The sequence below is a fragment of the Enterobacter cloacae complex sp. GF14B genome (assembly GCF_004136805.1).
Taxonomy (GTDB): Bacteria; Pseudomonadota; Gammaproteobacteria; order Enterobacterales; family Enterobacteriaceae; genus Enterobacter; species Enterobacter hormaechei_C.
Map to the genome: position 1 here is coordinate 39,958 of NZ_QFRV01000003.1, position 24,094 is coordinate 64,051.

The following is a 24,094-nucleotide window of genomic DNA, read 5'->3' on the forward strand; positions in this document are numbered from 1 at the left end:
ACAACTACACGATTTTGTAGGCCCGGTAAGCGCAGCGCCACCGGGCGTTACAAACGTTATCGCTCGTCGCGACGCCCCCCCACGGCCGCCCACCAACGACGGATATGCACCGTCACTTCTTCGCGGTCGTGATAAAGCTGACGCGCCTGGATTTCCGCGTTAATCCCGTGTTCATCCAGCTGCTGCTGAATATAAGCCAGGTTCTGCGACACCTCTTCGTAGCGCTTTTTCATCGGCAGCTTGAGGTTGAAAATCGTCTCACGACACCAGCCGTTCACCAGCCAGGAGGCCATCAGCGCGGCCACTTTCGCCGGTTTTTCTACCATGTCGCACACCATCCAGGAGATGTTGTTGCGGTTCGGGCGATAGCGGAAACCATCTTCACGCAGCCAGGTGACCTGTCCGGTGTCCATCAGGCTTTGCGCCATTGGGCCGTTATCAACGGACGATACCCACATGTTGCGTTTCACCAGCTGATAGGTCCAGCCGCCCGGGCACGCGCCAAGGTCGACGGCATACATGCCGTTTGCCAGCCGTTCGTCCCACTCGTCCGCCGGGATAAAGACGTGAAACGCCTCCTCCAGCTTGAGGGTTGAACGGCTCGGCGCATCTGCCGGGAAGCGCAGACGCGGGATCCCCATAAAGAACGGCGAGTTATTGGTGGTATACGAGTAGCCTGCGTAACAACATCCTGGCGCAATAAAGAAGATATGCACGACTGGGCGCTTTGGCGTTTCGTAGTTTGTCAGCACACCCGCATCACGCAGCGCCGCGCGCAGCGGCACGGTGAACTTACGGCAGAACTTCATCAGCTCTTTGCTTTCGTTGGTGTCGGCCACTTCCACGCGCAAATCGCCGCCCTTCTCCACCACGCCCTGCAACAGGCCAACAATCGGCGTGATGCGATCTTCCGGCGGAAGATCTTTCAGCAGTTCACCCGCGACAAACATCTGACGGGCGAAAATCAATGAGCTGAACGGCAGTTCGCGCGCCAGCTTGTCGGCATCATCAGGCTGATAGCATTCAAATACCACATAGCCCGCGTTCTCTTTGACGCGAGCGAATCCAAAGACTTCACGCTTCGCCGCTTTATCGGTGATTTCCGCGGCGCACTCTTTCTCAAACCCCGGGCGACAATATAAAACAACCTTATTCATGAACAACGCCCTTGCGTTTCAGACGGATAGCTCCGATAAACATTAACACCCAACCCGCCAGGAAGCTGACGCCGCCGACAGGTGTAACAAACGCCCACAGGCGTAAATGCGACAGCGCCAGACAGTAAAGACTGCCGCTGAACAGTACGGTACCCAGCGCCAGAAAGACGCTGCTCCAGTAAAACCAGATGCTGATGCGGCGCTGCATCGCCACCGCCAGCCCAAAAATTGCCAGCGTGTGGAACGCCTGATATTCAAGGCCGGTCTGGATCCAACCCATCTCCACAACGCCCAGAGATTTGCTTAAGACATGCGCGCCAAACGCGCCCAGAGCTACAAAAATAAAGCCACTCACCGCGGCGAAAATCAGCATGAATCGGCTGGTCATGTTTAAGTCCTGAATTGATGCGTGCCCGGCACACAAACGTTATTGTTCATACCTGAAGCGGAATTTTTCTTGCTCGCTTGCCGCTTTCGCCAGTATCCACTGCCGGAAAGCGGCTATTTTACCCAGTTCTGCCTGACTGTCATGACAAACCAGATAAAATGCATTCTTGCTGACCAGTACATCGTTAAATGGGCAAACCAGACGGCCTGCCTCAATTTCGGACTGCGCCATAACGTTGTTTGCCAACGCCACGCCCTGCCCGTGAATGGCAGCCTGTAGCACCATCGCGCTGTGGCTAAAAATGGGCCCCTGCTGCACGTTTATATGATTAAGACCTAACTGGCGGGTATAAGTTTGCCAGTCGCGACGCGACGCATCGTGCAAAAGCGTATGTTGCGCCAGATCGGCGGGCGTTTTGAGCGCTTTATCCCCCGTCAGCAGCAGCGGTGAACAGACCGGCAACAGATATTCTGCGTATAATTTTTCCACACGCAAGCCCGGCCAGTTACCGCGACCGTAAAAAATCGCCACGTCCACATCATCTGCAAGCTTGTCTTCCTGACGGTCCACCGCCTGGATTCGGACATCGATTCCCGGATAAGTTGAGTTAAAGCTTGAGAGTCGCGGCACCAGCCACTGAATGGCAAAACTGGGCAATAAACTCACAGTCAGGGCGCCTTTTGCGCTCCGGGCCTGAAGCTTGCGAGTGGCTTCCGTCAGCTGGGAAAAAATCTCTTTAATATCCTGAAAATAGCTCTGCCCCTCTTCGGTCAACAGCAACGAACGGTTGCGTCGACGGAACAGCTTAAGCCCCAGAAAATCCTCCAGAGACTTGATTTGATGACTTACTGCGGCCTGTGTCACAAAAAGCTCATCGGCTGCGCGGGTGAAGCTGAGGTGGCGTGCTGCTGCATCAAAAACACGTAATGCATTAAGGGGTGGCAATCGCTTGGACATGGTTATCTGGCTTAGATGTTAACGAGATTTAACATATAGGAAACAACGTTTAACCTATTAGTTTTTTTTATCTGAGCCATTATAATTTGTCCGTTGAGGAACTACCAGCAAATACCTATAGTGGCGGCACTTCCTGAGCCGGAACGAAAAGCTTTTTTTGGAATGCGTGTTCTGAAGGGCTTTTGGCTTACGGTTGTGATGTTGTGTTGTTGTGTTTGCAATTGGTCTGCGATTCAGACCACGGTAGCAACGCTACCAATTTTTCACTTCCTGTACATTTACCCTGTCTGTCCATAGTGATTAATGTAGCACCGCCAACTTGCGGTGCTTTTTTTTCGCTTATCTAACTGTTAATGCTCGATTTCCTTCATCTCTTTCACGTCAGTGCGATTGATCTGCTGTTTGTTCCCGTTAGCATCTTTGTATGAAATCATCCCGGTATCATTATCGGTTGTCGGTTTCCCTTCAGAGACGATAGATCGACCATCGTTGGTATGCATTACGTAGTTATTTCCAGAACAGGCGCTCAGGGCAAAGGTCAACGCACAGGCAGAAATGATTGCAGCTGTCTTTTTCATGATTATCTCCTTTAGCAATTAATGCTATTCAAACCTCGATTTATAACAGGCTAAAACATCCGCCTAACACTATTTAGCATAACCTGCTTTTTCAGACTCGCCAGGATAAGCAGACAAATCTGATAGATATCAACTTCCTTGCCCTGCCGATGAATTTGCGCGACGATCGTAGAATCGATATGAGGAATTCCATGAACGCTTTCAGTCCTGCGCAGTTTCGCGCACAGTTTCCCGCGCTGGCCGATGCCGGCATTTATCTTGATAGCGCTGCCACGGCCCTTAAACCGCAGGCGGTGATTGAGGCAACCCGCCAGTTTTACAGCCTGAGCGCAGGGAACGTGCACCGCAGCCAGTATGCCGACGCGCAGCGCTTAACGGCGCAATACGAAGCCGCACGGGATCAGGTCGCGCGCCTGATCAATGCTGACAGCGGTAAGAACATCGTCTGGACGCGGGGCACCACCGAGGCCATTAACATGGTGGCGCAATGTTACGCGCGTCCGCTGTTGCAGCCCGGGGATGAGATTATCGTCAGCGAGGCGGAACACCACGCCAACCTGGTGCCCTGGCTAATGGTGGCCGAACAAACCGGGGCACAGGTTGTAAAGCTCCCGTTGGGTGCGGACTTCCTGCCTGACGTGGCGCGTCTGCCTGAGCTGATTACGCCGCGCAGCCGTATTCTGGCGCTGGGGCAGATGTCCAACGTCACCGGCGGCTGTCCGGATCTGGCGCGTGCCATTGAGATTGCCCATGCCAGCGGCGTGGTGGTGATGGTCGACGGTGCGCAGGGTGTGGTGCATTTTCCGGCTGATGTGCAGGCGCTGGATATCGACTTCTATGCCTTCTCAGGGCACAAATTGTACGGGCCAACCGGTATCGGCGCGCTGTACGGCAAACCTGAACTGCTGGCCCGGATGACGCCGTGGCTCGGCGGCGGCAAGATGATTACCGAAGTCACCTTCGACGGTTTTAAAACGCAGGATGTGCCCTACCGCCTGGAAGCCGGTACACCGAACGTGGCCGGGGTTATTGGCCTGAGCGCGGCGCTCGAATGGCTGGCAGAAACGGACGTGGTTCAGGCTGAAAGCTGGAGCCGGGGTCTGGCGACGCTGGCGGAAGAAGAACTGAAAAAACGTCCGGGTTTTCGCTCGTTCCGCGTGCAGGACTCCAGCCTGCTCGCCTTTGATTTCGCGGGCGTGCACCATAGCGACATGGTAACGCTACTTGCCGGATACGGCATTGCCCTGCGTGCCGGACAGCACTGCGCCCAGCCGCTGCTGGCGGCTATTGGCGTGAGCGGTACTCTGCGCGCCTCGTTTGCACCGTACAATACAAAAAGTGACGTCGATGCGCTGGTTTCCGCCGTCGACCGCGCCCTGGAATTACTGGTGGATTAATGACAAGTTCAGCTTTAGCCGGACACCCGTTCGGCACCGTTATTACTGAAGAGACGTTAAAACAGACCTTTGTCCCGCTCACGCAGTGGGAAGATAAATATCGTCAGCTGATCCTGCTGGGCAAACAGTTGCCTGCACTGTCAGACGAGCTGAAATTACAGGCGAAGGAGATCGCAGGCTGCGAGAACCGCGTCTGGCTTGGGTTTAGCGTATCCGGTGAGAAACTGCATTTCTTCGGCGACAGCGAGGGACGCATTGTTCGCGGTCTGCTGGCGGTGCTGTTGACCGCAATCGAAGGGAAGAGCGCCGCAGAGCTGCTGGCGCATTCTCCGCTGGCGCTGTTTGATGAGCTGGGGCTTCGCGCGCAGCTTAGCGCCTCGCGCGGTCAGGGACTGATTGCGCTAAACGACGCGGTGCTGGATGCCGCCCGTCAGGCTCAGGCCTGACGTTCCGCCTTCGCCATCATCTTCTTCAGGGCGTGAGAGACCGCCACAAAGCCGAAGGAGGCGGTCACCATGGTGGCCGCTCCAAACCCAGAGGCACAATCCATCCGCTTTGGCCCTTCCGCCGTGCTTTTCATCGCACAAACTGAACCATCCGCCTGCGGGTAGACCAGCGCTTCGGTGGAGAACACGCAGTCGACGCCCAGCTTGCCCTTGCTGTTCTTCACCACATTGAAGTCGCTCTTCAGGCGTTCACGCAGCTTGGCAGCCAGCGGATCCTGAATGGTTTTCGCCAGATCCGCCACCTGGATCTGCGTCGGATCGATTTGCCCGCCCGCGCCGCCGGTCGTGACCAGCGGCACCTTGTAACGACGACAGTAAGCGATCAGCGCCGCTTTTGGCCGCACGCTGTCGATGGCGTCAATCACATAGCTGTAGCCTTTGCTCATGTACTCCGCGACGTTATCTGCCGTCACAAAGTCGTCGATCACCGTCACCCGGCACTCCGGGTTGATGAGACGAATACGCTCCGCCATCACCTCGGACTTCGCCAGACCGACGTTATCACGCAGGGCGTGGATCTGACGGTTAGTGTTAGTCACGCAGACATCATCCATATCAATCAACGTAATTGCGCCAATGCCGGTTCTCGCCAGCGCTTCTGCCGCCCACGAACCCACGCCACCAATGCCCACCACGCAGACATGCGCATCCGCGAACAGTTGCAGGGCTTTTTCACCATATAACCGTGCCGTGCCGCCGAAACGCTGGCGCCAGGCATCGCTGATTACCACAGACATAAAACCTCAGATGTAAAAAGGGTGAGGTATTCCTCACCCTGAACCGTAATCCGTCTTGCGCTCAGAATACCACAATCAGCCGCTGAATACGTTTCCGGTACCCGGCGCTGTCTTCAGCACCCACACGCGTCCGTAGTGGTTATACCAGCCTGCACGATGGCCGGCATCCGGGCCGATGCCCTGATAAATGTCGAAGTGCTGGCCTTTAATCGCCCCACCCACGTCCAGCGCCACCATCAGGCGTAATTCATACTTGCCGTTGAATTTGCCGTTGTTGTCGAGGAGTGGAACTTCCGCCAGCAGAGTGGTACCCGCCGGAATAATCGAACGATCCGATGCCACAGAAGCGCGGCCAATCAGCGGGACGGCGCTCGCCCCTTTCACCGGCGCAAAGTTCTGCGGTTTGAAGAAAACAAACGATGGGTTCTGCTCAAGCAGCTCACGCACTTCCGCTTCGCTGTGCTTTTCGCCCCATTCGCGGATAGCCTGCATCGACATATCTTCTCGTTTCACTTCGCCACGGTCGATCAGCACCTTACCGATGCTGCGATAGGCATGGCCATTTTTACCGGCATAGCTAAAGAAGTTCAGCGGCGAGCCGTCGCCAAAATCAATATAGCCGCTGCCCTGCACGTCCATAATGAAGTTGTCCATCAGCGAGTTGCTGTAGGCCAGAACATAATTTTCGCTCAGCGCGCCGGCGTAGATCTCGGCGCGGGACGGCAGACGACCGCGTTTCGGCGGCATACGGTAAATGGGATACTGGAACTCGCCCTGGCGCGTGTGTCGCGCCTGGACAACCGGGGTGTAGTAACCGGTAAACTGGACGTTACCGTAGTTATCCGCCCCCTCCATCTGCCAGGCATCGATACCAAACTGGCGCATATTGCGGGTATCACCGCCTGCACGCAGCCAGTCCTGCACGGCACTATAAACGTTGTTCTGTGCGCCATACAGGCGCGGCGACGCTTTGCGGATCTGGTACACCTGCTCGGAGAAATCCCCGGCATTGATTGGAGCACCCACGGCATCGGGCTGGTTAACTAAAGAGAAAGGCTGGGATAATTTCCCGTCTTTATACTGTTGACCGCGATCGGTCGGTTTGGAAGAGCAGGCCGCAAGAATCGCCACCATTGCGCCTGTCATCAGATACTTCGCCCAACGTCCTTTCATTATATCTCGTCTTTTAGTTGCCCAATTCCGCGAGATGAAGATAACAAACCCACCGTGTTAATGAAATGCAATCGCCTTCCCTTTGGCAAATTCTGCACAAAAAATAGTCCAAAGTGGCTTTTGCCGTTCATTTTGCATACAAAATAATGAATTATGTGAAAAAGGGGTTGCATCACAAACCTATCCGAGTATAGTGCGCTTCCACGGACGCGGGGTGGAGCAGCCTGGTAGCTCGTCGGGCTCATAACCCGAAGGTCGTCGGTTCAAATCCGGCCCCCGCAACCAATTAAAATTTGATGAAGTATCTTCTACGACTGTAGAAGTTTTTGCGAAGTAGTTCGAATCACAGCAAGGCGACGACGCAGTGAATCCTTAGGAGCTTACTCCAGTAAGTGACTGAGGTGAACGAGGAAAGTCAACGCAGATGTGGTTTGAAATACGAAGCAAAAAGACGGACGCGGGGTGGAGCAGCCTGGTAGCTCGTCGGGCTCATAACCCGAAGGTCGTCGGTTCAAATCCGGCCCCCGCAACCAATCAAATTTGAAGAAGTAAGTTTCTACAAGTGTAGAAAGACGGACGCGGGGTGGAGCAGCCTGGTAGCTCGTCGGGCTCATAACCCGAAGGTCGTCGGTTCAAATCCGGCCCCCGCAACCAACACTTCTTAAAACAATAAACACCCTGAAGGGTGTTTTTTTGTATCTGGCGTTTGTGAAAATGCCGGGCATGATACCCGGCTTAATGCCCTACCCCCGCCGCGCCAGCGTTTCCCCGTCTGAGAAGTAGGCCCGGATCCCCGCCAGAATCGACTCCGCCACTTCCTGCTGGAATTTAGCCGTCTTGAGCTTACGTTCCTCTTCCACGTTACTGATAAACGCGGTTTCGACCAGAATGGAAGGAATATCCGGCGCTTTCAGTACCGCAAATCCGGCCTGCTCGACGCTGTTTTTGTGCAGCTTGTTGACCCGGCCCAGTTTGCCCAGCACCGCTTTACCAAACTTCAGGCTGTCGGTAATAGTCAGCGACTGCACCATATCAAACATCGTATGGTCGACGTAACGGTCGCCACTTTTGCTCACACCACCGATTAAATCCGAGGCGTTCTGCGTGTCCGCCAGGTATCTCGCCGCGGTGCTGGTCGCCCCTTTTGTTGACAGGGCAAACACTGAGGATCCGCTCGGCTGGCGGCTGGTGAAGGCATCCGCATGAATAGAGACAAACAGATCCGCGCGCTGCTTTTGCGCTTTTGCCACGCGGACCTTCAGCGGAATAAAGACATCTTCGTTGCGCGTCATATAGGCGCGCATATTGCCCTCTTTGTCGATCAACGCCTTCAGACGACGGGCAATTTGCAGCACCACATCTTTTTCGCGGGTGCGATATTTCCCGACGGCGCCGGAATCTTCTCCGCCGTGGCCAGGATCGAGCATGATCACAATCGGGCGATCGCGCCCCGCCTTGCCAGGCTTTGGACCACTTTGCGCTGGCGGAACCTGGCTGTCGAGATCGCCTTTGTTGTAATCCTCAAGTAATGCCAGGAGCGGATCCTGAATATCCGTCGCATTCGCTGGATAGAGATCCATCACCAGACGCTCCTTAAAGGCGGCAACAGGCGCAAGGGCAAAGAGCTGCGGTTTCACGTTCTGCTTCAGCTCAAACACCATGCGCACGGTTTGCGGATCGAACTGCCCGACGCGCGCCGATTTGATAAACGGATCGTCGCCACGGATTTGTGCTGCCATGCCTTTAAGCACGGAGTTGAGGTTCACACCTTCGAGATCAACCACCACACGTTCAGGATTGCTGAGGGCAAATTGCTTGTATTTCAGCACGCGATTGGACTCGACCGTCACGCGCGTATAGGTCGACGACGGCCAGACGCGCACCGCGACTACCTGGCTTGTGGCGGCAAGACCCACCTGGCTGACGCTAAGCAACCACATCGCCCCGGCCCCTTTTAACAGGCGGCGGCGGCTTATTGCTGAATTGGATCCCGACATGCTTCTCCCGAGCAAGAAATCTGATTGATGAACAAAACGCCCAAATTGACCGAAAACTTTAACGAATGACGCATAAACTGTCATCTATAAAAGGGTAAACAATCATACGTTAACGCACGGATTACTTATTATTTTCTGTGGGTCGCAGAAAATTTAGGCTTGCACACGCGGCCACGATCGAATAAAAATACATAAATTACGAATAAACATTCACTAAGGGTTGTGTCATGGTTAAGGAACGCAGAACCGAACTGGTCCAGGGATTCCGCCATTCTGTTCCCTATATCAACACCCATCGGGGAAAAACGTTTGTCATCATGCTTGGCGGCGAAGCCATTGAGCATGAAAACTTTTCCAGCATCGTCAATGATATCGGCCTGCTGCACAGCCTCGGCATCCGTCTGGTGGTGGTGTATGGCGCACGTCCGCAAATCGAAGCCAACCTGGCCGCCCATCACCATGAGCCGATCTACCACAAACACACGCGCGTGACGGATGCGAAAACCCTCGAACTGGTCAAACAGGCGGCGGGTCTGTTGCAGCTCGATATCACCGCCCGCCTGTCGATGAGCCTGAATAATACGCCGTTGCAGGGCGCGCACATTAACGTGGTGAGCGGCAACTTTATCATCGCTCAGCCGCTCGGCGTGGACGATGGCGTGGATTACTGCCACAGCGGTCGCATCCGCCGTATTGATGAAGACGCCATTCACCGCCAGTTAGACAATGGCGCGATCGTCCTGATGGGGCCCGTTGCCGTCTCCGTAACGGGTGAAAGTTTTAATCTGACCTCAGAAGAGATTGCCACCCAGCTGGCCATCAAGCTGAAAGCGGAAAAAATGATCGGCTTTTGCTCCTCGCAGGGTGTCGTGAACGATGAGGGCGTAATTGTGCCAGAACTTTTTCCGAATGAAGCCCAGGCGCGCGTGGAAGCGCTGGAAGCAGAAGGCGATTACTATTCCGGTACCGTGCGTTTTCTGCGCGGCGCCGTTAAAGCGTGCCGCAGCGGGGTGCGCCGCAGCCACCTGATCAGCTATCAGGAAGACGGTGCGCTGTTGCAGGAACTGTTCTCCCGGGACGGGATCGGTACGCAGATCGTCATGGAGAGCGCCGAGCAGATCCGCCGTGCCACCATCAACGATATCGGCGGCATTCTGGAGCTGATCCGTCCGCTGGAACAACAGGGCATTCTGGTTCGCCGCTCCCGGGAGCAGCTGGAGATGGAGATCGACAAGTTCACCATCATTCAGCGCGATAACCTGACCATTGCCTGTGCGGCGCTTTATCCGTTCCCGGAAGAGCAGATTGGCGAAATGGCGTGCGTCGCCGTGCATCCTGATTACCGTAGCTCCTCACGGGGGGAAGTGCTGCTTGAACGCGTGGCGGCACAGGCGCGCCAGATGGGTCTGAGCAAGCTGTTCGTGCTCACCACGCGCAGTATTCACTGGTTCCAGGAGCGCGGCTTCACGCCGGTGGATATTGATTCCCTGCCGGAAAGTAAGAAAGAGATGTACAACTACCAGCGCCGCTCGAAGGTGTTAATGGCGGACCTGGGATAACAGTCACCCTCTCCTGTTGGAGAGGGTGTTCACTCAGACAGATTCAAATATCGCGCTTAATCCGCTTCTGCGCTCGGTACGGGTGGCAATCGCCTGACTCAACACGCGCTCATCCGCATACAGCGACAGGCGCTGGCGCGCACGGGTAATGGCGGTGTAGACCAGTTCGCGGGTCACTACCGGCGACAGCTGTGTCGGCAGGATCAGCGCCGCATGGTTGAACTCGGAGCCCTGAGATTTATGTACCGTCATCGCCCATGCCGTTTCATGCTCTGGCAGGCGGCTGGGCTGGACGGACTTCACGCTACCGTCCGGTAGCTGGAACCAGACGCGCAGACCGTTACCGCGATCGAGCGCAATGCCGATATCCCCGTTGAACAGCCCCAGCGCACTGTCGTTGCGGGAGATCATCACTGGCCGGCCTTCATACCATCGCGAATGCAGCTGACGGTTAATTTTGCGTTTCTGCACCAGCAACTGCTCCAGCCTGTCGTTCAGGCCCGTGACGCCAAACGGCCCTTCCCGCAATGCGCACAGAAGCTGGTATTCGCCAAATGCGGCGATGACCTGTCCGGGCTGACTGCGCTGCTGCACGCAGCTCAGAAAATGCTGGTATCCCTGGAGAGCCTCCTCAAGCATAGCCTGATACTCTTCCCCGCTTTGCAGCGATTTCTTTTCAATGTCAGTGAAGGAACCGTCAAACACCGTGCGCGTGGCGTGCCTGTCGCCACGGTTGACCGCCGCAGCCAGCTGGCCGATGCCGGAGTCGCTACCGAAACGGTAGCTTTTTTGCAGCAGGCAGAGGCTGTCACGCAGTGCGCCCGCGATCGGCGTGTGATCGGGTTCAAGCGAACAACCGGTCAGACGGGCGAGCTCCTGCGCCCGCGCGGCGGTATAACCGTAACTGGCGTAGGTACAGATATCCCCCAGCACCGCCCCGGCTTCTACAGAGGCGAGCTGGTCGCGATCGCCCAGGAAAACCACCCGCGCATGGGGTGGCAGAGCATCAATCAGGCGCGACATCATGGTCAGGTCGATCATGGAGGCTTCATCCACCACCAGCACGTCCAGATGCAGCGGATTACCCGCATGGTAGCGCAGCCGCTGGCTACCCGGCTGCGCACCGAGCAGACGGTGCAGAGTACTTGCTTCACCCGGGAAAAGCGCAAGCTGCTCCTGAGTGAGCGGCAGCTGTTGCATCGCGCCGCCCAGTGATTCGGTCAGACGCGCCGCAGCCTTCCCGGTGGGCGCCGCCAGACGAATACGGCATCGCTGCTCTCCTGAAAGCTGTATCAGGGCTGCCAGCAGCTTTGCGACGGTCGTTGTTTTCCCCGTTCCCGGGCCGCCGGATATCACCGAGATCCGCCGCGTCAGGGCGACGGCCGCCGCCACTTTCTGCCAGTCTGTGTCCTCACCGGAGTCAAACAGCCTGTCCAGCGTCTGGCGAAGCTGTGCTTCGTCGCAGGGAAGCGGCGCATTGGTCTCACTAAAGAAACGCGCTACCGTCAATTCATTTCGCCACAGGCGGTTCAGGTATAAGCGCTCCCCCGTCAGGATCAGCGGTGCCTGGTTGTCTCCCGGCCCAACGGCTGACGATTCCCGCAAGATTTTCTGCCAGTCCACCTTATCTCCCAGCAGCGCAAAGCAGGACTGGAGGACAGGCGGCATTTTCTCGTCAACCACCAGACGCGAGAGCGGCAGACACACATGCCCCTCTCCGGCATCTTTACTCAACAGGGCAGCGGCAAGCATCACGGCGGGCTGGTCAGCGGCAATCATCATGGCAAACTGCACGTCCAGCTGACGCAGCACGCGTTGCTCTACCGCATCCAGCAATAAGTCCTGCATCGTCATGCCATCTCCTCCGTGTTTGCTGCAAACAGGTTATCCATTTTATTAATCAATTCCGCATCCGGACGAGTGCTGAAGATCCCGGAGCGCGGATCGGCAGCGTCAACCCCGCGCAGGAACAGGTAGATGACGCCGCCAAAATGATCGTCGTAGCGGTAATCCGCAATACGGTGGCGCAAATAGCGGTGCAGCGCCAGGGTATAGAGCTGATATTGCAGATCGTAGCGATGCATTTGCATGGCCGCCGCCATCGCCTGCTGGGTATAGGCTGCGCTGTTCTCGCCCAGCCAGTTTGATTTGTAATCCAGCAGGTAGTACCGTCCTTCGTGACGGAAGACCAGGTCGATAAACCCTTTCAGCATGCCCTGCACCTGACGGAAGTTCAGCGGCGGGCAACCGGCTGACAGCGGATCGTACTGACGGATAAGCGCATCGAGCGCGTCGGCCTTAAGCGGGCCTGCGACGGGCAGATAAAACTCCATCTCAACCTGCTTATTTTTGGCCGTTAACTGGCGAAGAGAGAAGCCCTGCGCCGTCAGCGGCGCTTGCAAAATGGCGTTGATCCAGTCAGTGAGAACGGGCTGCCAGTGCGCGTCATAGCCTCCGCTCTGCAACATCTTCAGCACCCACTCCTCACTGACAGGCTGGGTGAAATCAAGCTCTTCAAAAAGGCTGTGCAAAAAGGTGCCCGGCGACGCGCCGCGTGGGAACTGATGCGGAGTTAACGTCGGTTCAACCGGAACATCGCCTACCCCTGCGGCATCCACGTCCAGCTTCGGCATGAGATCCTGCGCAATACTTTGCCCGTGCTGTTGCAGGCCAGAGTAGCTGGTGACGCGCCAGTCGTCGGCAAGCACCCGTGTGATCTGGCGCGCGTTAAGATCGGTCACGGGCTCTTGCGCCATTTCCCAGCGGCTGTTGTCTGGCAGAGAAGGGATATGCAGGGCGATATCGTCTCCGCAAAGCGACTCAATACAGAGGCGCAACCCCGCCGCATCTTTCGGCTCACCACGCTGAATAAGCCGCCCTAAGGCGCTTAAATGGAAATCGCTCTCCCCTGTTTTCTCCCCGCGACGGCGGAAAACCGGCGCGACGCCCAGGCTGCAATGCCAGACAGAACGGGTCAGCGCCACGTAAAGCAGGCGCAAATCCTCCGCCAGACGCTCCGCTTCCGCCAGCTCAACGCTGGTTTCCGCCTTGCTGAGATCGAGCACCGCATCGAAAGTCTCGCGGTCATGATAATAGGCCTGATCCTGAACGCGGTAGTTGGCGATAAAGGGCAGCCAGACCAGCGGATACTCGAGACCTTTCGATTTGTGAATGGTGACGATTTGCACCAGATGCTTATCGCTCTCAAGACGCATCTGCTGGCTTGAGGCGTTACTGTTTGGATCCGCGATTTGCTGCGCCAGCCAGCGCACGAGGGCATGTTCACTTTCAAGCTGGGTGCCGGCTTCCTGCAACAGTTCGCTAATGTGTAAAATATCGGTAAGACGCCTTTCACCGCCGGATGACGCCAGCATATTTTCGGCAATCTGACGCCGCGTCATCAATTCGCGCAGCATCGCCATGACGCCGCGTTTTTGCCAGCGTTCACGGTAATGGACAAACTCTTCAACCACCGCATCCCATGCGTTTTCGTCATGGTTGAGCTCATCAATATCGCGCGCGTTCAACCCCAGCATAGAGCTGGCCAGCGCGCTTCGAAGCGTATTTTCGCGCTCCGGCGCCAGTACCGCCTGAAGCAGCCAGAGCATTTCCTGGGCTTCCAGCGTGTCGAACACGCTGTCACGGTTAGAGAGATACACTGACGGAATATCCAGCAATGTTAGCGCATCGCGGATTAACACCGCTTCCTGACGACTGCGCACCAGCACGGTAATATCAGAGGCTTTAACAGGATTTGCCTGTTCCCCCTTCCACAGCAGCGCCTCGCCGCGGTTGCCTGCGCTCAGCCAGTCACGGATTTGCGCGGCGCAGTGCTGGGCCATCGCCGCCTGATAATCAGCAACGCCATAGCCTTCCCCTTCAAGCAGCCAGAAGGTCATGGCGGGCTGCTCCGCGCCACTGACTTCGAAGCGCAGGGATGCGTTTTTTGGGGCGGATTTCACCGGCAGAAAAGGGATTTCCTTGAACATGAACGCCGTCTCCATACGGCTGAACAGCGCATTGACGCTCTCAACCATCCCCGGAGCGGAACGCCAGTTGGTGTCTAACGTGTAATGCGCGACAACTTCACTACGGGCTTTCATATAGGTGAAGATATCTGCCCCACGGAAGGCGTAAATCGCCTGTTTAGGGTCGCCAATCAACAACAGGGCAGTGTCGGGCTGCTGTCGCCAGATGCGGCGAAAAATGCGGTACTGCTGGGGGTCGGTGTCCTGAAATTCGTCAATCATCGCCACCGGAAAACGGGTACGGATCGCGCTGGCGAGCGCTTCACCATTCTCGCTGGACAGGGCTTCGTCCAGGCGGCTCAGCATGTCATCAAACCCCAGCTCGCCCCGGCGACGTTTTTCGCGCGCGACGGCCTGGCGGATCTCCGTCATGGCGCGGGTGATCATCAGGTCATTGAGCGTTAATGGCTCCGCAAGCAGCGCTTCAATCGCCACAAACAGGGGATGCTCAGGCACAATACCGTCGGCTTTGGTTCGCTCGGTCAAAAAGCGTTGCGAAAATTTTTCCAGTGCGTCCGGAAGTTGGTAGCCCCGCGTCTCCTCCTGGGCCCAGGCGCTGATCTTTTCGATCCACTTCCCCTGGTTCCCACGGTTGAACTTGCGTCTGTCGATGCCTGAGTTTTCGATGATTGCATCAATTTCACCGACCGACTCATTCCACTTCTGCTTAAGCGCGGCAATTTTGGCGACGATCTTTTCATGGCGCGAGGCCAGCGTTTCATCGGCAGGCGGAGGAGATTTAATGACCGGCGCCTCGCCTTGCAGGTAACGGTCGATGGCGCGAAGAAGCTCTTCCGGACCTTTCCACAGGGCGTGAACCGCTTCGGCAATGTCGCGCTGCAACGGATAACAGTGTCGACGCCAGAAATCCGCACAGGCCTGATAGCGAAGCTCGGATTCATCTTCAATAAGCTGCTGCTCAAAGAGCATGCCGGATTCAAACGCATTCAGGCTCAGCATGCGCTGACAAAAACCGTGAATGGTGAAGACGGACGCTTCATCCATTTGCCGTTCGGCCAGCAGCAGCCATTGCGCGGCCTGTTGCTTATCCGCAATCTCGTCCAGCAGGCTCGCGTAGAGGGGGTTATCCGTCGTCTGACGCAGACAGGCAATGCGCAGCTCATGAATGTTGCTGCGAATACGGCCACGCAGCTCGGCAGTGGCCGCTTCGGTGAAGGTTACCACCAGCAGCTCTTCCACGCTTAACGGGCGCGAAAAAGCGGCGTTGCCGCCGAGCCCCAACAGCAGACGCAGATAGAGCGCGGCGATGGTATAGGTTTTTCCCGTTCCCGCTGAGGCTTCAATCAGTCGCTCACCCTGTAGAGGTAAACTTAGGGGATCAAGCGGCTCAGCGGTATGGGTCATTCTTTCTTACTCCAGGGCATTGTTTGTTGCAGCGCGCTGACGCTCTTCCAGACGGTCCACTCTTTTGATTTTACGTAGTCCGTTTTCCCGTTCTGGCTGCCAGAAACCTGAGACAGGATGGCCATACCCTGCGGTTTTACTACCGCCTGATGGAAGAAATCGGCAACCTTTTGTGGCGTCAGCTGTTTTATTTCGGCCACTATTTTATCACGCGAATCAAATTTCATATTACCGCGATCAAAATCTTTGCTCAGCTGCGAGGCCTCTTCACCCAGCGTCTGCGGCGGTTGCATCACCTGGGCGATAACCGCCTGCTGGATTTGGGCAAACTCTTCCGGCTTCATGGCGCGCAGTTTTGCTTCCGCCTGCGGGAAGAACGCCTGATAACGCTGCCACAGGTAAGCGGGTTGCTTGTCACTGCTTTGCAGAAGGAAGCCCAGCCCCCACTGACGGCCCACATTCATGGAGAAAGCGAACACCGCATAGCCCAGCTGCTCTTCGGTGCGCAGCTGGTTGTAAAACCACGGCTGAATAATTTGACCAAGCACAGCACTCTGGGCAGAGCTGGTAAATTCGTCATAACCGACAGGGACAAACACCGCGGCCAGCGCGGAATCCGTGCTGCTTCCCGCTTTTTCGAAGATCACGTTCTGCTTTTTCTCTACCAGCACATCCTGGTTACGGCACCACTCATCGCCTTTTGAACCCAGTTGCGCACGGACGTTTTGCGCCAGCGTTTTAGCCTGATCTTCGCTCATATTCCCTACAACCAGGAACTCCGGACGGGTATTGGTTTTCAGCGCATCACGGTAAGCCAGCACCTCTTTTAAGGTGACTGAGGGCAATATCGCGCGGCGATCTTCGCGCTGGAAGTACGGAATTTGCGACAGCATCTGTGCTGGCATAATCGCCTGATCGTAGGCTTTACCCTTCTCGGCAGAATCCATCATCTGGGCATACCAGGACTTAGCCTGCTCGAGCTGTTCTTCCGTAGGCGTATAGCTGAAATAACCGTCCAGCAGCGCCTGGAACAGCTGCGGCAAACGCTGGGTATAGCCGTTGGCATTCACCATCAGGCCGTTATTGGCGTTGGTGGAGAAACTGATACCACCAACGGCAGCCTGGTTGCTGAGCTGATCGAGGGCAATACCGGCCAGATAATCATTAAGCGCAAACAGCACCTGGTTTCTGGCGCTGTCCATTGCTTTGGGGTTACGCAGCACCACGCTGACATCCGCTTTTGGCTCGTCGGCGAAATAGCGGCTTGGGGTGTAGACCACGCGCAGCGTCGGCTCATCAACAATCAGCTCCGGGTGCGGATACGCCTTTGCGGGTTTGATCAGCGAGAAATCGTCCGGGATGTAGGGGTTAAGCTCCGGTAACTTCAGCGCAATTTCCCCCGCCTTTTTCTGCCAGCCCGCGAAGGTCTGTTCGCTGATTTTTTCAACCTGATACGGGGCATCAACGAAGTAGGCCATTTTGTTATGCGGTTCGTTCGGGCTGATATACCAGACGCGGGCATTCTGCGGAGTCATCATCGCCAGACGCGCTTTGAGCGCTCCGGCGTCAAACTGGTCGGCAATATTTACCGCATCCAGCGTATGTTCCACCGGCACGCGGATCATGGTATCTGCCAGCCACTCAACGTAGTCCATATCACGCGTGATAGAGGGATAGCGGAAATCGAGATCCAGCACGTGCGCCAGCTCGTCAAAGTAGCGTTTATCGACGCCTTTGTCGCGCAGCAGAGAGAGGTAACTGAAAATGGCCGCAACGACGTCGTCCCGGTGAGCCAGCCCTTTATCGGTCAGCGTCGCGGAGATGGCCAGCACGCCGCTATTCCCATTTACAACGGGATCGGAGTCAGCGCGAATACCTTCCACCAGCCCCTGCTTTTGCAGCCAGTCGGAGAGCGTACCCGGGCTGCGGTTGCCGATAAGATACGTCACCAGCTCGTCGGTTTTGCTGCGGAACTGCGCCGTGTTGTTATCAATACGGAATTCAACGCGTAACACCTTGCGCGGCAAGGCCGGCACATAGTGAATAACAATGCCTTTTTGCGCGTCCGTGACAACCGGCACGTTAATCTGCGGCAGATCGATATTTTTATTTGGCACCCTGCCGTAGGTCTGCGCGGCCATGTTTGCCAGCGTCGGCAACGGTTTATTGCTGTAGATAACCGCTTTCATCAGATTGGCGGAATAGTATTTTTCACGAAACGCATGCAGCGCATCGAGCACCGGGCTACCTGGCTTGTCGCTCAGCGTTTCAAGGTTGCCGCCTGAGAAGCGCGAACCCGGGTGCGCCGGATTGATGGTTTCAGCACTAACCTGCGCCATGCGCATACCGTCTCGCGTGCGCGCCATCGTCAGTTCGGCGTTCACGGCATTACGTTCACGGTCAGCGTATTTTTTATCCAGCAGCGGTGCGGCGATGGCATCCGCCAGACGGTCCACCGCCCCATCAAGCGCATCATTTTCCACTTCCAGGTAAAACGCGGTGCGATACGGCGCGGTACTGGCGTTGTGGCTGCCGCCATGCATTTTCAGAAATTCGGACAGGCTGTCAGGCTGTGGGTATTTTTTAGAGCCCATCAGCGTCATGTGCTCAAGGTAGTGCGCCAGCCCAGGATGGGCGTCAGGATCTTCCAGCGAACCCACCGGCACAACCAGCGCGGAGAGCGATTTCACCGCCTGAGGATCGGAAACCAGCAGTACGGTCATCCCGTTATCAAGACGAATCGCCTGATACTGACGGGTGTCCTTATCGCTCTTACGGATTGTTTCCTTGACAGGTTGCCAACCGGAATCGGCCTGTGTGACGGGAGCCCAAAGGGCGATAAACAAAACAAACGCTTTGAACAAGGTGCTGCCTGGCATTACGACCTCTTTATCACGGCTACATCATTAACAACGTGCGTGCTGGACACGCCAGCATCTCTTTCTTTGGGTACATCAGTCCGTGATAAGAGGTGCATCATAAATGAACACCTCATACTGCGCAATTTTTATACAGCACTCAGGACTGATTAAATTTGTATAACGGTAACAGGTAGCGTTGCGCCTCCTGGGTGATAATGTCGAAATATTCTGGCTCCAGCGTTCGCCATAAACGTTGATACCAGACATCGTCACCTTCGCCACGTACCATCATGTTCCCTTCGTAGGCCTGCAAAAACTTGCTGCGCGCTTTCTGGAGCGAAGCCTCATCCGTTAACATGGCATCATTCTGCGCGTCATAACAGGCTTTTATCCATGCCCCCCCACTTTCAGGCAGCAAAAGCAGGGGTTTGTTCATGCCCTGACGGTAACCTTCAATATAAAGCGACAGGTACGTCAACGCCTGCTCAGGCTCCATCCGCGGGAAGCGCCATTCGCCGTCCTTACGTACAAACAACCGGCTTTCACCTTCGTGACCACTCGCACTGTAGACAAGATGTTCGAGCCAGAGTTGCAGGCCATGTGAAACGCTGAGCATGGATGGGCGCCAACGCAGCAGCCCGTCAGACTGCACGTGCGTGAGCCAGCCGCTAAGGTGCATACCGTTACAATCGAGATCGATTTCAATGCTGCTCGCCGGCTGCCGACACGCGATAACGCGGTCAGCTAGCGCTCGCATCTCCTCGCACTGGGCATCCCAGACGATTTCGCCGAATGCACCATACGGAAGTAATCCCGACGCCCTGTAACGTCGAAACAGTTTACTGGCGTCTTCTTCGTCAACCAGCGCATTCAGAAGCTGGGAATTAAGCTTAAAACGCTCCAGCCCATCAAGAATAAACGGTTCCGCATCGGGGATTTCGCTCTCTTCAGAGCGGAAATTCACCTGCAAGCGTTGCTGGAAAAACGCCCGAACCGGGTGTGCCCAAAAGCGCTGTAGCTGCTCAAACGTGAGGGTGTCTATAGCGCGCGGTTCGAGCGCCTGAATAAAATCGGTTTGCGGCGTCCCCGCTTTCTTCGCGGCGGGAAGCCACTCGCGGGCATAGCTTTGCAGTTCATCAGGAACGTAGTTGACAGGATCGAACGGCATACGGCTATGGTGGCAAGTGATATGCGCTATCACCCGACGTTCGCTTTCGTCGCAGTTGCAGGCTTCATCGCCCGGCAGATAGTGGCTCTGTCCAATGTAGTCCACCAGCTCCTGCACCAGCACAGACGGGAAACGCTCGCTGTTATCCTGAATTGAACGTCCGATATAGCTGATATACAGCCTGCTTTGCGCAGACATCAGCGCCTCAAGGAAGAGATAACGGTCATCATCGCGGCGGCTGCGGTCACCCCGCTTCGGTTGTGCGCTCATAAGATCAAAGCCCAGAGGCGGCAGCGCACGCGGATAAATACCGTCGTTCATGCCAAGCAGACAGACCACTTTGAACGGGATTGAACGCATTGGCATCAGGGTACAAATATTCACCGGCCCCGCAAGGAAGCGCTGGCTGATGCGCTCCTGATCGAGACGTTGCGTCAGCTCATCACGCAGAAGCGAAAGGGGAACCGCCTCGTGATAGTGCGAATTAACCCCTTCATCAACGATGGCCTGCCACTGCTTCTCGATAAGCGCCATGGCGGCTTCAGTTTCGCTGTCCGGCAGGAAGAAATCATTCAGCATTTCGCGGCAAACTGGCAGCCACTCTTCGAGCGGGCGGGGCTGCATCAATGCACGGCGCCAGCGGTTGAGCTGCATAAGCAGCGAGGCTAAGTGACCAACCAGTTCCGCGATCAACCCACTGGATTCATCGTACGGCAGCACGTCATTCCATTCGCCGTGGATGCTCTCCATTGCATACCCCAGCAGCATGCGCGTCAGCCCAAACTGCCAGGTATGCTGGCCGGTTGCTGGCAGTTCGAACTCCTGGACGTTATCATCGTCGATACCCCAGCGGACACCGGATTCGTTGACCCACTGGCGCAGATAGCGCAACCCCTCTTCGTTAATGTTGAAACGTGCGGCCAGAACTGGCACATCCAGCAGTGCCAGCACATCCTCAGAGATAAACCGGCTATCAGGCAGCGAAAGCAGGCTGATAAAGGCCTGTAGCGCCGGGTGTGACTGACGAGCGCGACGGTCAGAGATTGCGTAGGGCAGATAGCGGTCGCCCGTTGCGCTGCCAAATACCGCCTGAATAAACGGGCTGTAGCTGTCGATATCCGCCACCATCACCACGATATCGCGCGGTGTCAGGGTTGGGTCGTCCTGCAACATGGCCAGCAGGCGGTCATGAAGAATTTCAACTTCACGCTGTGGGCTGTGACAAACGTGGATCGCGATACTACGATCGTCAGGATCCAGTTTTCGCTTCTTATCGCTTCGCGCAAACTCCTCGGCAGTGATCCCGGCAACGGCACGGTTCTCTAAATCCAGAATATCAAGCTGAATATTGTGCAGCAGGCTATCCGGCGTAATATCGGCAAACGCATCCACATCACCTTCTCCCGAGGAGGTGATATCTGAAAGCAGATAAATATAGTCACGTCCGAGCTTGCCCCACGAGGCAAGCAGCGGGTTCGGCAGGTTCTGAATCCCCTCTTCATCAAAAAGCTGCGCCGCGTTTTCACTGTCTTTAAACAGCGGCACCGCGCGTTCTTCAAAGAGACGTTTTCTCTGACGGGTGACCAGCCGTGAAAGCCAGCGCGGATCCTGAATATCCCCCCAATAGTGCCGACACGGGTTGGTAAAGAGGATATGGATATCAGTGTGCTTACCGAGCGCTTTTAGCGCGTTCAGGTAGACAGGGGGCAACGCGGAGATACCGCAAATGAACACGCGTAACGGCAAACGGGCTGGCCGTTCTGCGCTGTTCTCAAGTATCGAGATAAAGCGTTCGTACAGGTTAGCACGGTGCCACTTAGGCTGACCGAGTTTCCCGGTATGCTCGACCAGCGCTTTCCAGAGCGGCGCCTGCCAGATTTGCGCTTCCGGTAACCCATCGACTAATTCTCCTGCTTCCCAGCGAATCAGCCAGTCTGCACGGTAAACCAGATACTGGTCATAGAGGTCGGCAGTACGTGAGGCCAGCTGGAAAAGTTTACGCTTGTCGGTGTCGTCATTCAGGTAGTGCCGCAGCATGGCAAACTCATCACGCGCCAGCATGTCCGGCAGCAGCGTCATCAGTTTCCAGGCCATGCTTTGTTTGTTGAAGGCGCTCTGCTCAGGGATGTCCGGCAGGACGCGAACAAACATCTCCCAGATAAAGCTCGCGGGCAGCGGAAAATCGATGTTCGCCGCAATGCCAAATTTCTGCGAAAGGGACATTTGCAGCCACTGCGCCATACCGGTGCTCTGCACCAGCACCATTTCTGGCTCAAACGGATCGTCAAGACGCTCTTGCTCAACGATATACTCCATCAGTGCTTCCAGCACATCCAGACGATTTGAGTGGTAAACCCTTAGCATAAACGCTCCCGACTAGCGGCTAACCGGGCAGTGCAGACGCGTTAACGCGCCCTGCCGCCCCATAGGAGAAATAAGTGTGACCGTGATGCTGACACATCCGGACTGTGTTGTCTGCCCCCGACTGACCTGCCAGCCCGGCGGGAGCGTTAATGTTGAGATCTGCGATTGATTCCATGCATGATGCCATAGCTGACGATACTGGCTAAGCGCCGCATACCGGGCTGCCAGCGCGCGATGATATCCGGATAACGCCGTCACAACCACAACCAGCAACATCATTGCCAGCAAAACCTCAACCATGCTAAATCCTTTTTGTCTGCTCAGGGTAACTGACATAGCGTACTTTCCTTAAGGGGGCAGAAATCACTCCAGCCGTGGGCGGAAAAGCGTATCTGCCCTTCCGCGATGTCCCCGCCTTGCCATAGCAACAGATCGTCATTGCCGGCAATAAGCAAAACACGCTCCCCAAACAACCTTACACAGACCCGCAAACGCTGTGTCTGTTTGCACTGAACCTCTGGCTGTAAAGCCCATTCCTGAACGCGCCCCCACTCCAGTGCAGATTGCACGGCAGCCTGCTGGCGAACAGACAAACTCTCGCCACTTACCAGCGTGCTAAAGGTTTGCAACTGCTGATTTAATCCGGTGAGGATCAGCGTGCCGAGCACCAGCAATAGCAGGACCAGCGCCAGCGATGACATGCCCCGCTGACGATTCACAGATTAAACCCCGTTACGGTATGGCGAGCTGAAAAGGGGGCGGTCAGTTCACCTTTACGGCGGGCACGCAGCTCGATACTGATGACCGGCGCAAAGCCGGCACGATCGGTTTTAGTGACCATAAATTGCTCTATCAGGACCCGATCCGGGTCGGTGAGCTTATCCCATCCCTTACCGTCACAGGATGTGGCGCCCCGCAGCGTTTCAAGCGATCCGGACTCAAGCCGGAATCCCGTACTGTCGTTTTCTGACGCGGTGCTATCCCACTGGCCGTTGCTGTTCGCATCCCATTGCACAATCGCACATCGTCCTTGCCTGCCGATGATCATCCCCTGTCCCTGGCAATGCCCTGCACAGTATCCTGCTCTCTGAAATTGTTTACCGACCGCGAACAGACGTTGCCAGACCTCATCCTCCAGCTCCTGCTGCCCGGATTGCAGTAAAACCCCCCGCTGTAGCCCCGGTAAAAAACGTGACGTGCTGAGTAACAGAATGCTGCTTATCGTCATCGTAATCAGCACTTCCAGCAGGGAAAACCCTTTTCGATTTACTGGCATGCACCTTCTCCTGCGGCATTACACAGCCTGATACGTCCGCCATTTGAGACAATAACCCACCACCCACCAGCGCGGCTCTGCACCCGGATATGTCCGGCCCACGCGGTATCTCTTAAACCGTAAAATCCCAGCGCAGGTGTTATGTCGCTTATCGTGACCCCTGGCCACATCGGCTTCATCACGAACGGTCCGCCGCTGTCACAACCGGTCACCGCTGAACTGGCCAGACAGTTCTTTTCACCGTCGTTATACAGCGCGATCCTGTGCTCGCTGTTGTGACGGTTGGCGTCATTGCGCAAAAACACCAGGTAATCCCGCACCTGGCAGGCGGTTTGCCAAAGCCGCTGCCGCTGCTGCCAGCTGTCCCAGCCATAGAGTCCTGTGGCGCTGAGGATCACTGCCAGCGAAACGGCGATAAGGGTTTCGATAAGCGTAAAGCCTTGTTCGTTTTTCATGGCGGGAGTGTGGAGGAATAGCAGAAACGGTGCGAGCGTCAAACCAGAACTTTACGAGCCGCTTTCAGGAGATTTTCACCCGTTGCAACGCGTTGCATCATCTCTGGAAACAGGTTCGAAAAACAAAA

18 protein-coding genes and 3 tRNA genes are annotated in these 24,094 nt (G+C 56.0%); 6 read left to right on the forward strand and 15 right to left on the reverse strand.

Going from position 1 to position 24,094, the window contains the following annotated elements:
- Nucleotides 1-56: 56 nt before the first annotated feature.
- The 4 genes from rlmM to DD606_RS01720 all read right to left on the reverse strand — a co-directional run bounded on the left by rlmM (nt 57) and on the right by DD606_RS01720 (nt 3,080).
- Nucleotides 57-1,157, reverse strand: coding sequence for a 23S rRNA (cytidine(2498)-2'-O)-methyltransferase RlmM (gene rlmM / locus DD606_RS01705; protein WP_003862754.1), 1,101 nt, complete (start codon nt 1,155-1,157; stop codon nt 57-59).
- Nucleotides 1,150-1,545 carry a DUF423 domain-containing protein gene (locus tag DD606_RS01710; RefSeq protein WP_003862756.1) on the reverse strand — a complete coding sequence of 132 codons (396 nt, stop codon included), beginning with the start codon at nt 1,543-1,545 and terminating at the stop codon, nt 1,150-1,152. Before DD606_RS01710 ends, rlmM begins: the two co-directional genes overlap by 8 nt.
- Nucleotides 1,546-1,584: 39 nt before the next feature.
- Complete coding sequence (gene gcvA, locus DD606_RS01715; RefSeq protein ID WP_003862758.1) at nt 1,585-2,502, reverse strand: glycine cleavage system transcriptional regulator GcvA; 918 nt, start codon at nt 2,500-2,502, stop codon at nt 1,585-1,587.
- Nucleotides 2,503-2,852: 350 nt separating this feature from the next.
- Entirely contained in the window at nt 2,853-3,080 is a 228-nt protein-coding gene (locus DD606_RS01720; RefSeq protein WP_003862759.1) for a YgdI/YgdR family lipoprotein, read from the reverse strand.
- A 191-nt stretch (nt 3,081-3,271) separates the two neighbouring features.
- On the opposite strand from DD606_RS01720, the gene csdA reads away from it, so the two are divergent.
- Nucleotides 3,272-4,477: a cysteine desulfurase CsdA gene (csdA, locus tag DD606_RS01725; protein WP_022651789.1), complete on the forward strand. Its 1,206-nt coding sequence runs from the start codon at nt 3,272-3,274 to the stop codon at nt 4,475-4,477.
- Entirely contained in the window at nt 4,477-4,923 is a 447-nt protein-coding gene (gene csdE / locus DD606_RS01730) for a cysteine desulfurase sulfur acceptor subunit CsdE (protein WP_003862762.1), read from the forward strand. Before csdA ends, csdE begins: the two co-directional genes overlap by 1 nt.
- Here the strand turns inward: csdE and tcdA are convergent.
- The gene (tcdA, locus tag DD606_RS01735) at nt 4,914-5,720 is read right to left on the reverse strand and encodes a tRNA cyclic N6-threonylcarbamoyladenosine(37) synthase TcdA (RefSeq protein ID WP_006811804.1); all 807 of its coding nucleotides are present in this window, start codon (nt 5,718-5,720) and stop codon (nt 4,914-4,916) included. The two genes, csdE and tcdA, sit on opposite strands and share 10 nt — an antisense overlap.
- Before the next feature lie 75 nt (nt 5,721-5,795).
- Nucleotides 5,796-6,893, reverse strand: a complete 1,098-nt coding sequence (gene mltA, locus DD606_RS01740; RefSeq protein ID WP_003862765.1) for a murein transglycosylase A — start codon at nt 6,891-6,893, stop codon at nt 5,796-5,798.
- Between the two features lie 208 nt (nt 6,894-7,101).
- On the opposite strand from mltA, the gene DD606_RS01745 reads away from it, so the two are divergent.
- The 3 genes from DD606_RS01745 (at nt 7,102) to DD606_RS01755 (ending at nt 7,547) form a co-directional block, all read left to right on the forward strand.
- Nucleotides 7,102-7,178 (forward strand) — tRNA-Met (locus tag DD606_RS01745).
- 171 nt (nt 7,179-7,349) lie between these two features.
- Nucleotides 7,350-7,426, forward strand: a tRNA-Met gene (locus DD606_RS01750).
- 44 nt (nt 7,427-7,470) lie between these two features.
- A tRNA-Met gene (locus DD606_RS01755) sits at nt 7,471-7,547 on the forward strand.
- Nucleotides 7,548-7,636: 89 nt separating this feature from the next.
- Here DD606_RS01755 and amiC read toward each other — a convergent pair.
- Nucleotides 7,637-8,890 carry an N-acetylmuramoyl-L-alanine amidase AmiC gene (gene amiC / locus DD606_RS01760; RefSeq protein WP_003862766.1) on the reverse strand — a complete coding sequence of 418 codons (1,254 nt, stop codon included), beginning with the start codon at nt 8,888-8,890 and terminating at the stop codon, nt 7,637-7,639.
- Between the two features lie 227 nt (nt 8,891-9,117).
- Here amiC and argA point away from each other — a divergent pair, with 227 nt between their 5' ends.
- Nucleotides 9,118-10,449: an amino-acid N-acetyltransferase gene (gene argA / locus DD606_RS01765; protein WP_129258105.1), complete on the forward strand. Its 1,332-nt coding sequence runs from the start codon at nt 9,118-9,120 to the stop codon at nt 10,447-10,449.
- Between the two features lie 33 nt (nt 10,450-10,482).
- Here argA and recD read toward each other — a convergent pair whose 3' ends face one another.
- The 8 genes from recD to DD606_RS01805 all read right to left on the reverse strand — a co-directional run bounded on the left by recD (nt 10,483) and on the right by DD606_RS01805 (nt 23,966).
- Entirely contained in the window at nt 10,483-12,303 is a 1,821-nt protein-coding gene (recD, locus tag DD606_RS01770; RefSeq protein ID WP_099544171.1) for an exodeoxyribonuclease V subunit alpha, read from the reverse strand.
- Nucleotides 12,300-15,842, reverse strand: a complete 3,543-nt coding sequence (recB, locus tag DD606_RS01775; protein WP_129258107.1) for an exodeoxyribonuclease V subunit beta — start codon at nt 15,840-15,842, stop codon at nt 12,300-12,302. Before recB ends, recD begins: the two co-directional genes overlap by 4 nt.
- On the reverse strand, nt 15,839-18,721 hold the full coding sequence (gene ptrA / locus DD606_RS01780; RefSeq protein ID WP_048209543.1) for a pitrilysin: 2,883 nt from the start codon (nt 18,719-18,721) through the stop codon (nt 15,839-15,841). Before ptrA ends, recB begins: the two co-directional genes overlap by 4 nt.
- Nucleotides 18,722-18,860: 139 nt before the next feature.
- A complete protein-coding gene (gene recC, locus DD606_RS01785; RefSeq protein ID WP_109948504.1) occupies nt 18,861-22,235 on the reverse strand; it encodes an exodeoxyribonuclease V subunit gamma in 3,375 nt (1,124 codons plus the stop codon).
- 12 nt (nt 22,236-22,247) lie between these two features.
- On the reverse strand, nt 22,248-22,571 hold the full coding sequence (locus DD606_RS01790; protein ID WP_003862776.1) for a prepilin-type N-terminal cleavage/methylation domain-containing protein: 324 nt from the start codon (nt 22,569-22,571) through the stop codon (nt 22,248-22,250).
- The gene (locus DD606_RS01795) at nt 22,556-22,954 is read right to left on the reverse strand and encodes a DUF2509 family protein (protein WP_003862778.1); all 399 of its coding nucleotides are present in this window, start codon (nt 22,952-22,954) and stop codon (nt 22,556-22,558) included. Before DD606_RS01795 ends, DD606_RS01790 begins: the two co-directional genes overlap by 16 nt.
- Nucleotides 22,951-23,511: a prepilin peptidase-dependent protein gene (locus DD606_RS01800; protein WP_032610062.1), complete on the reverse strand. Its 561-nt coding sequence runs from the start codon at nt 23,509-23,511 to the stop codon at nt 22,951-22,953. The genes DD606_RS01795 and DD606_RS01800 overlap by 4 nt, the downstream gene beginning before the upstream one ends.
- Nucleotides 23,502-23,966 carry a prepilin peptidase-dependent protein gene (locus tag DD606_RS01805; RefSeq protein WP_003862783.1) on the reverse strand — a complete coding sequence of 155 codons (465 nt, stop codon included), beginning with the start codon at nt 23,964-23,966 and terminating at the stop codon, nt 23,502-23,504. Before DD606_RS01805 ends, DD606_RS01800 begins: the two co-directional genes overlap by 10 nt.
- Between the last annotated feature and the right edge of the window lie 128 nt (nt 23,967-24,094).

What these genes read in the sequence shown, in the direction of transcription:
- rlmM (WP_003862754.1), bottom strand. Translation starts at nt 1,157, where the DNA reads ATGAATAAGGTTGTTTTATATTGTCGCCCGGGGTTTGAGAAAGAGTGC.
- DD606_RS01710 (WP_003862756.1), bottom strand. Translation starts at nt 1,545, where the DNA reads ATGACCAGCCGATTCATGCTGATTTTCGCCGCGGTGAGTGGCTTTATT.
- gcvA (WP_003862758.1), bottom strand. Translation starts at nt 2,502, where the DNA reads ATGTCCAAGCGATTGCCACCCCTTAATGCATTACGTGTTTTTGATGCA.
- DD606_RS01720 (WP_003862759.1), bottom strand. Translation starts at nt 3,080, where the DNA reads ATGAAAAAGACAGCTGCAATCATTTCTGCCTGTGCGTTGACCTTTGCC.
- csdA (WP_022651789.1), top strand. Translation starts at nt 3,272, where the DNA reads ATGAACGCTTTCAGTCCTGCGCAGTTTCGCGCACAGTTTCCCGCGCTG.
- csdE (WP_003862762.1), top strand. Translation starts at nt 4,477, where the DNA reads ATGACAAGTTCAGCTTTAGCCGGACACCCGTTCGGCACCGTTATTACT.
- tcdA (WP_006811804.1), bottom strand. Translation starts at nt 5,720, where the DNA reads ATGTCTGTGGTAATCAGCGATGCCTGGCGCCAGCGTTTCGGCGGCACG.
- mltA (WP_003862765.1), bottom strand. Translation starts at nt 6,893, where the DNA reads ATGAAAGGACGTTGGGCGAAGTATCTGATGACAGGCGCAATGGTGGCG.
- amiC (WP_003862766.1), bottom strand. Translation starts at nt 8,890, where the DNA reads ATGTCGGGATCCAATTCAGCAATAAGCCGCCGCCGCCTGTTAAAAGGG.
- argA (WP_129258105.1), top strand. Translation starts at nt 9,118, where the DNA reads ATGGTTAAGGAACGCAGAACCGAACTGGTCCAGGGATTCCGCCATTCT.
- recD (WP_099544171.1), bottom strand. Translation starts at nt 12,303, where the DNA reads ATGACGATGCAGGACTTATTGCTGGATGCGGTAGAGCAACGCGTGCTG.
- recB (WP_129258107.1), bottom strand. Translation starts at nt 15,842, where the DNA reads ATGACCCATACCGCTGAGCCGCTTGATCCCCTAAGTTTACCTCTACAG.
- ptrA (WP_048209543.1), bottom strand. Translation starts at nt 18,721, where the DNA reads ATGCCAGGCAGCACCTTGTTCAAAGCGTTTGTTTTGTTTATCGCCCTT.
- recC (WP_109948504.1), bottom strand. Translation starts at nt 22,235, where the DNA reads ATGCTAAGGGTTTACCACTCAAATCGTCTGGATGTGCTGGAAGCACTG.
- DD606_RS01790 (WP_003862776.1), bottom strand. Translation starts at nt 22,571, where the DNA reads ATGTCAGTTACCCTGAGCAGACAAAAAGGATTTAGCATGGTTGAGGTT.
- DD606_RS01800 (WP_032610062.1), bottom strand. Translation starts at nt 23,511, where the DNA reads ATGCCAGTAAATCGAAAAGGGTTTTCCCTGCTGGAAGTGCTGATTACG.
- DD606_RS01805 (WP_003862783.1), bottom strand. Translation starts at nt 23,966, where the DNA reads ATGAAAAACGAACAAGGCTTTACGCTTATCGAAACCCTTATCGCCGTT.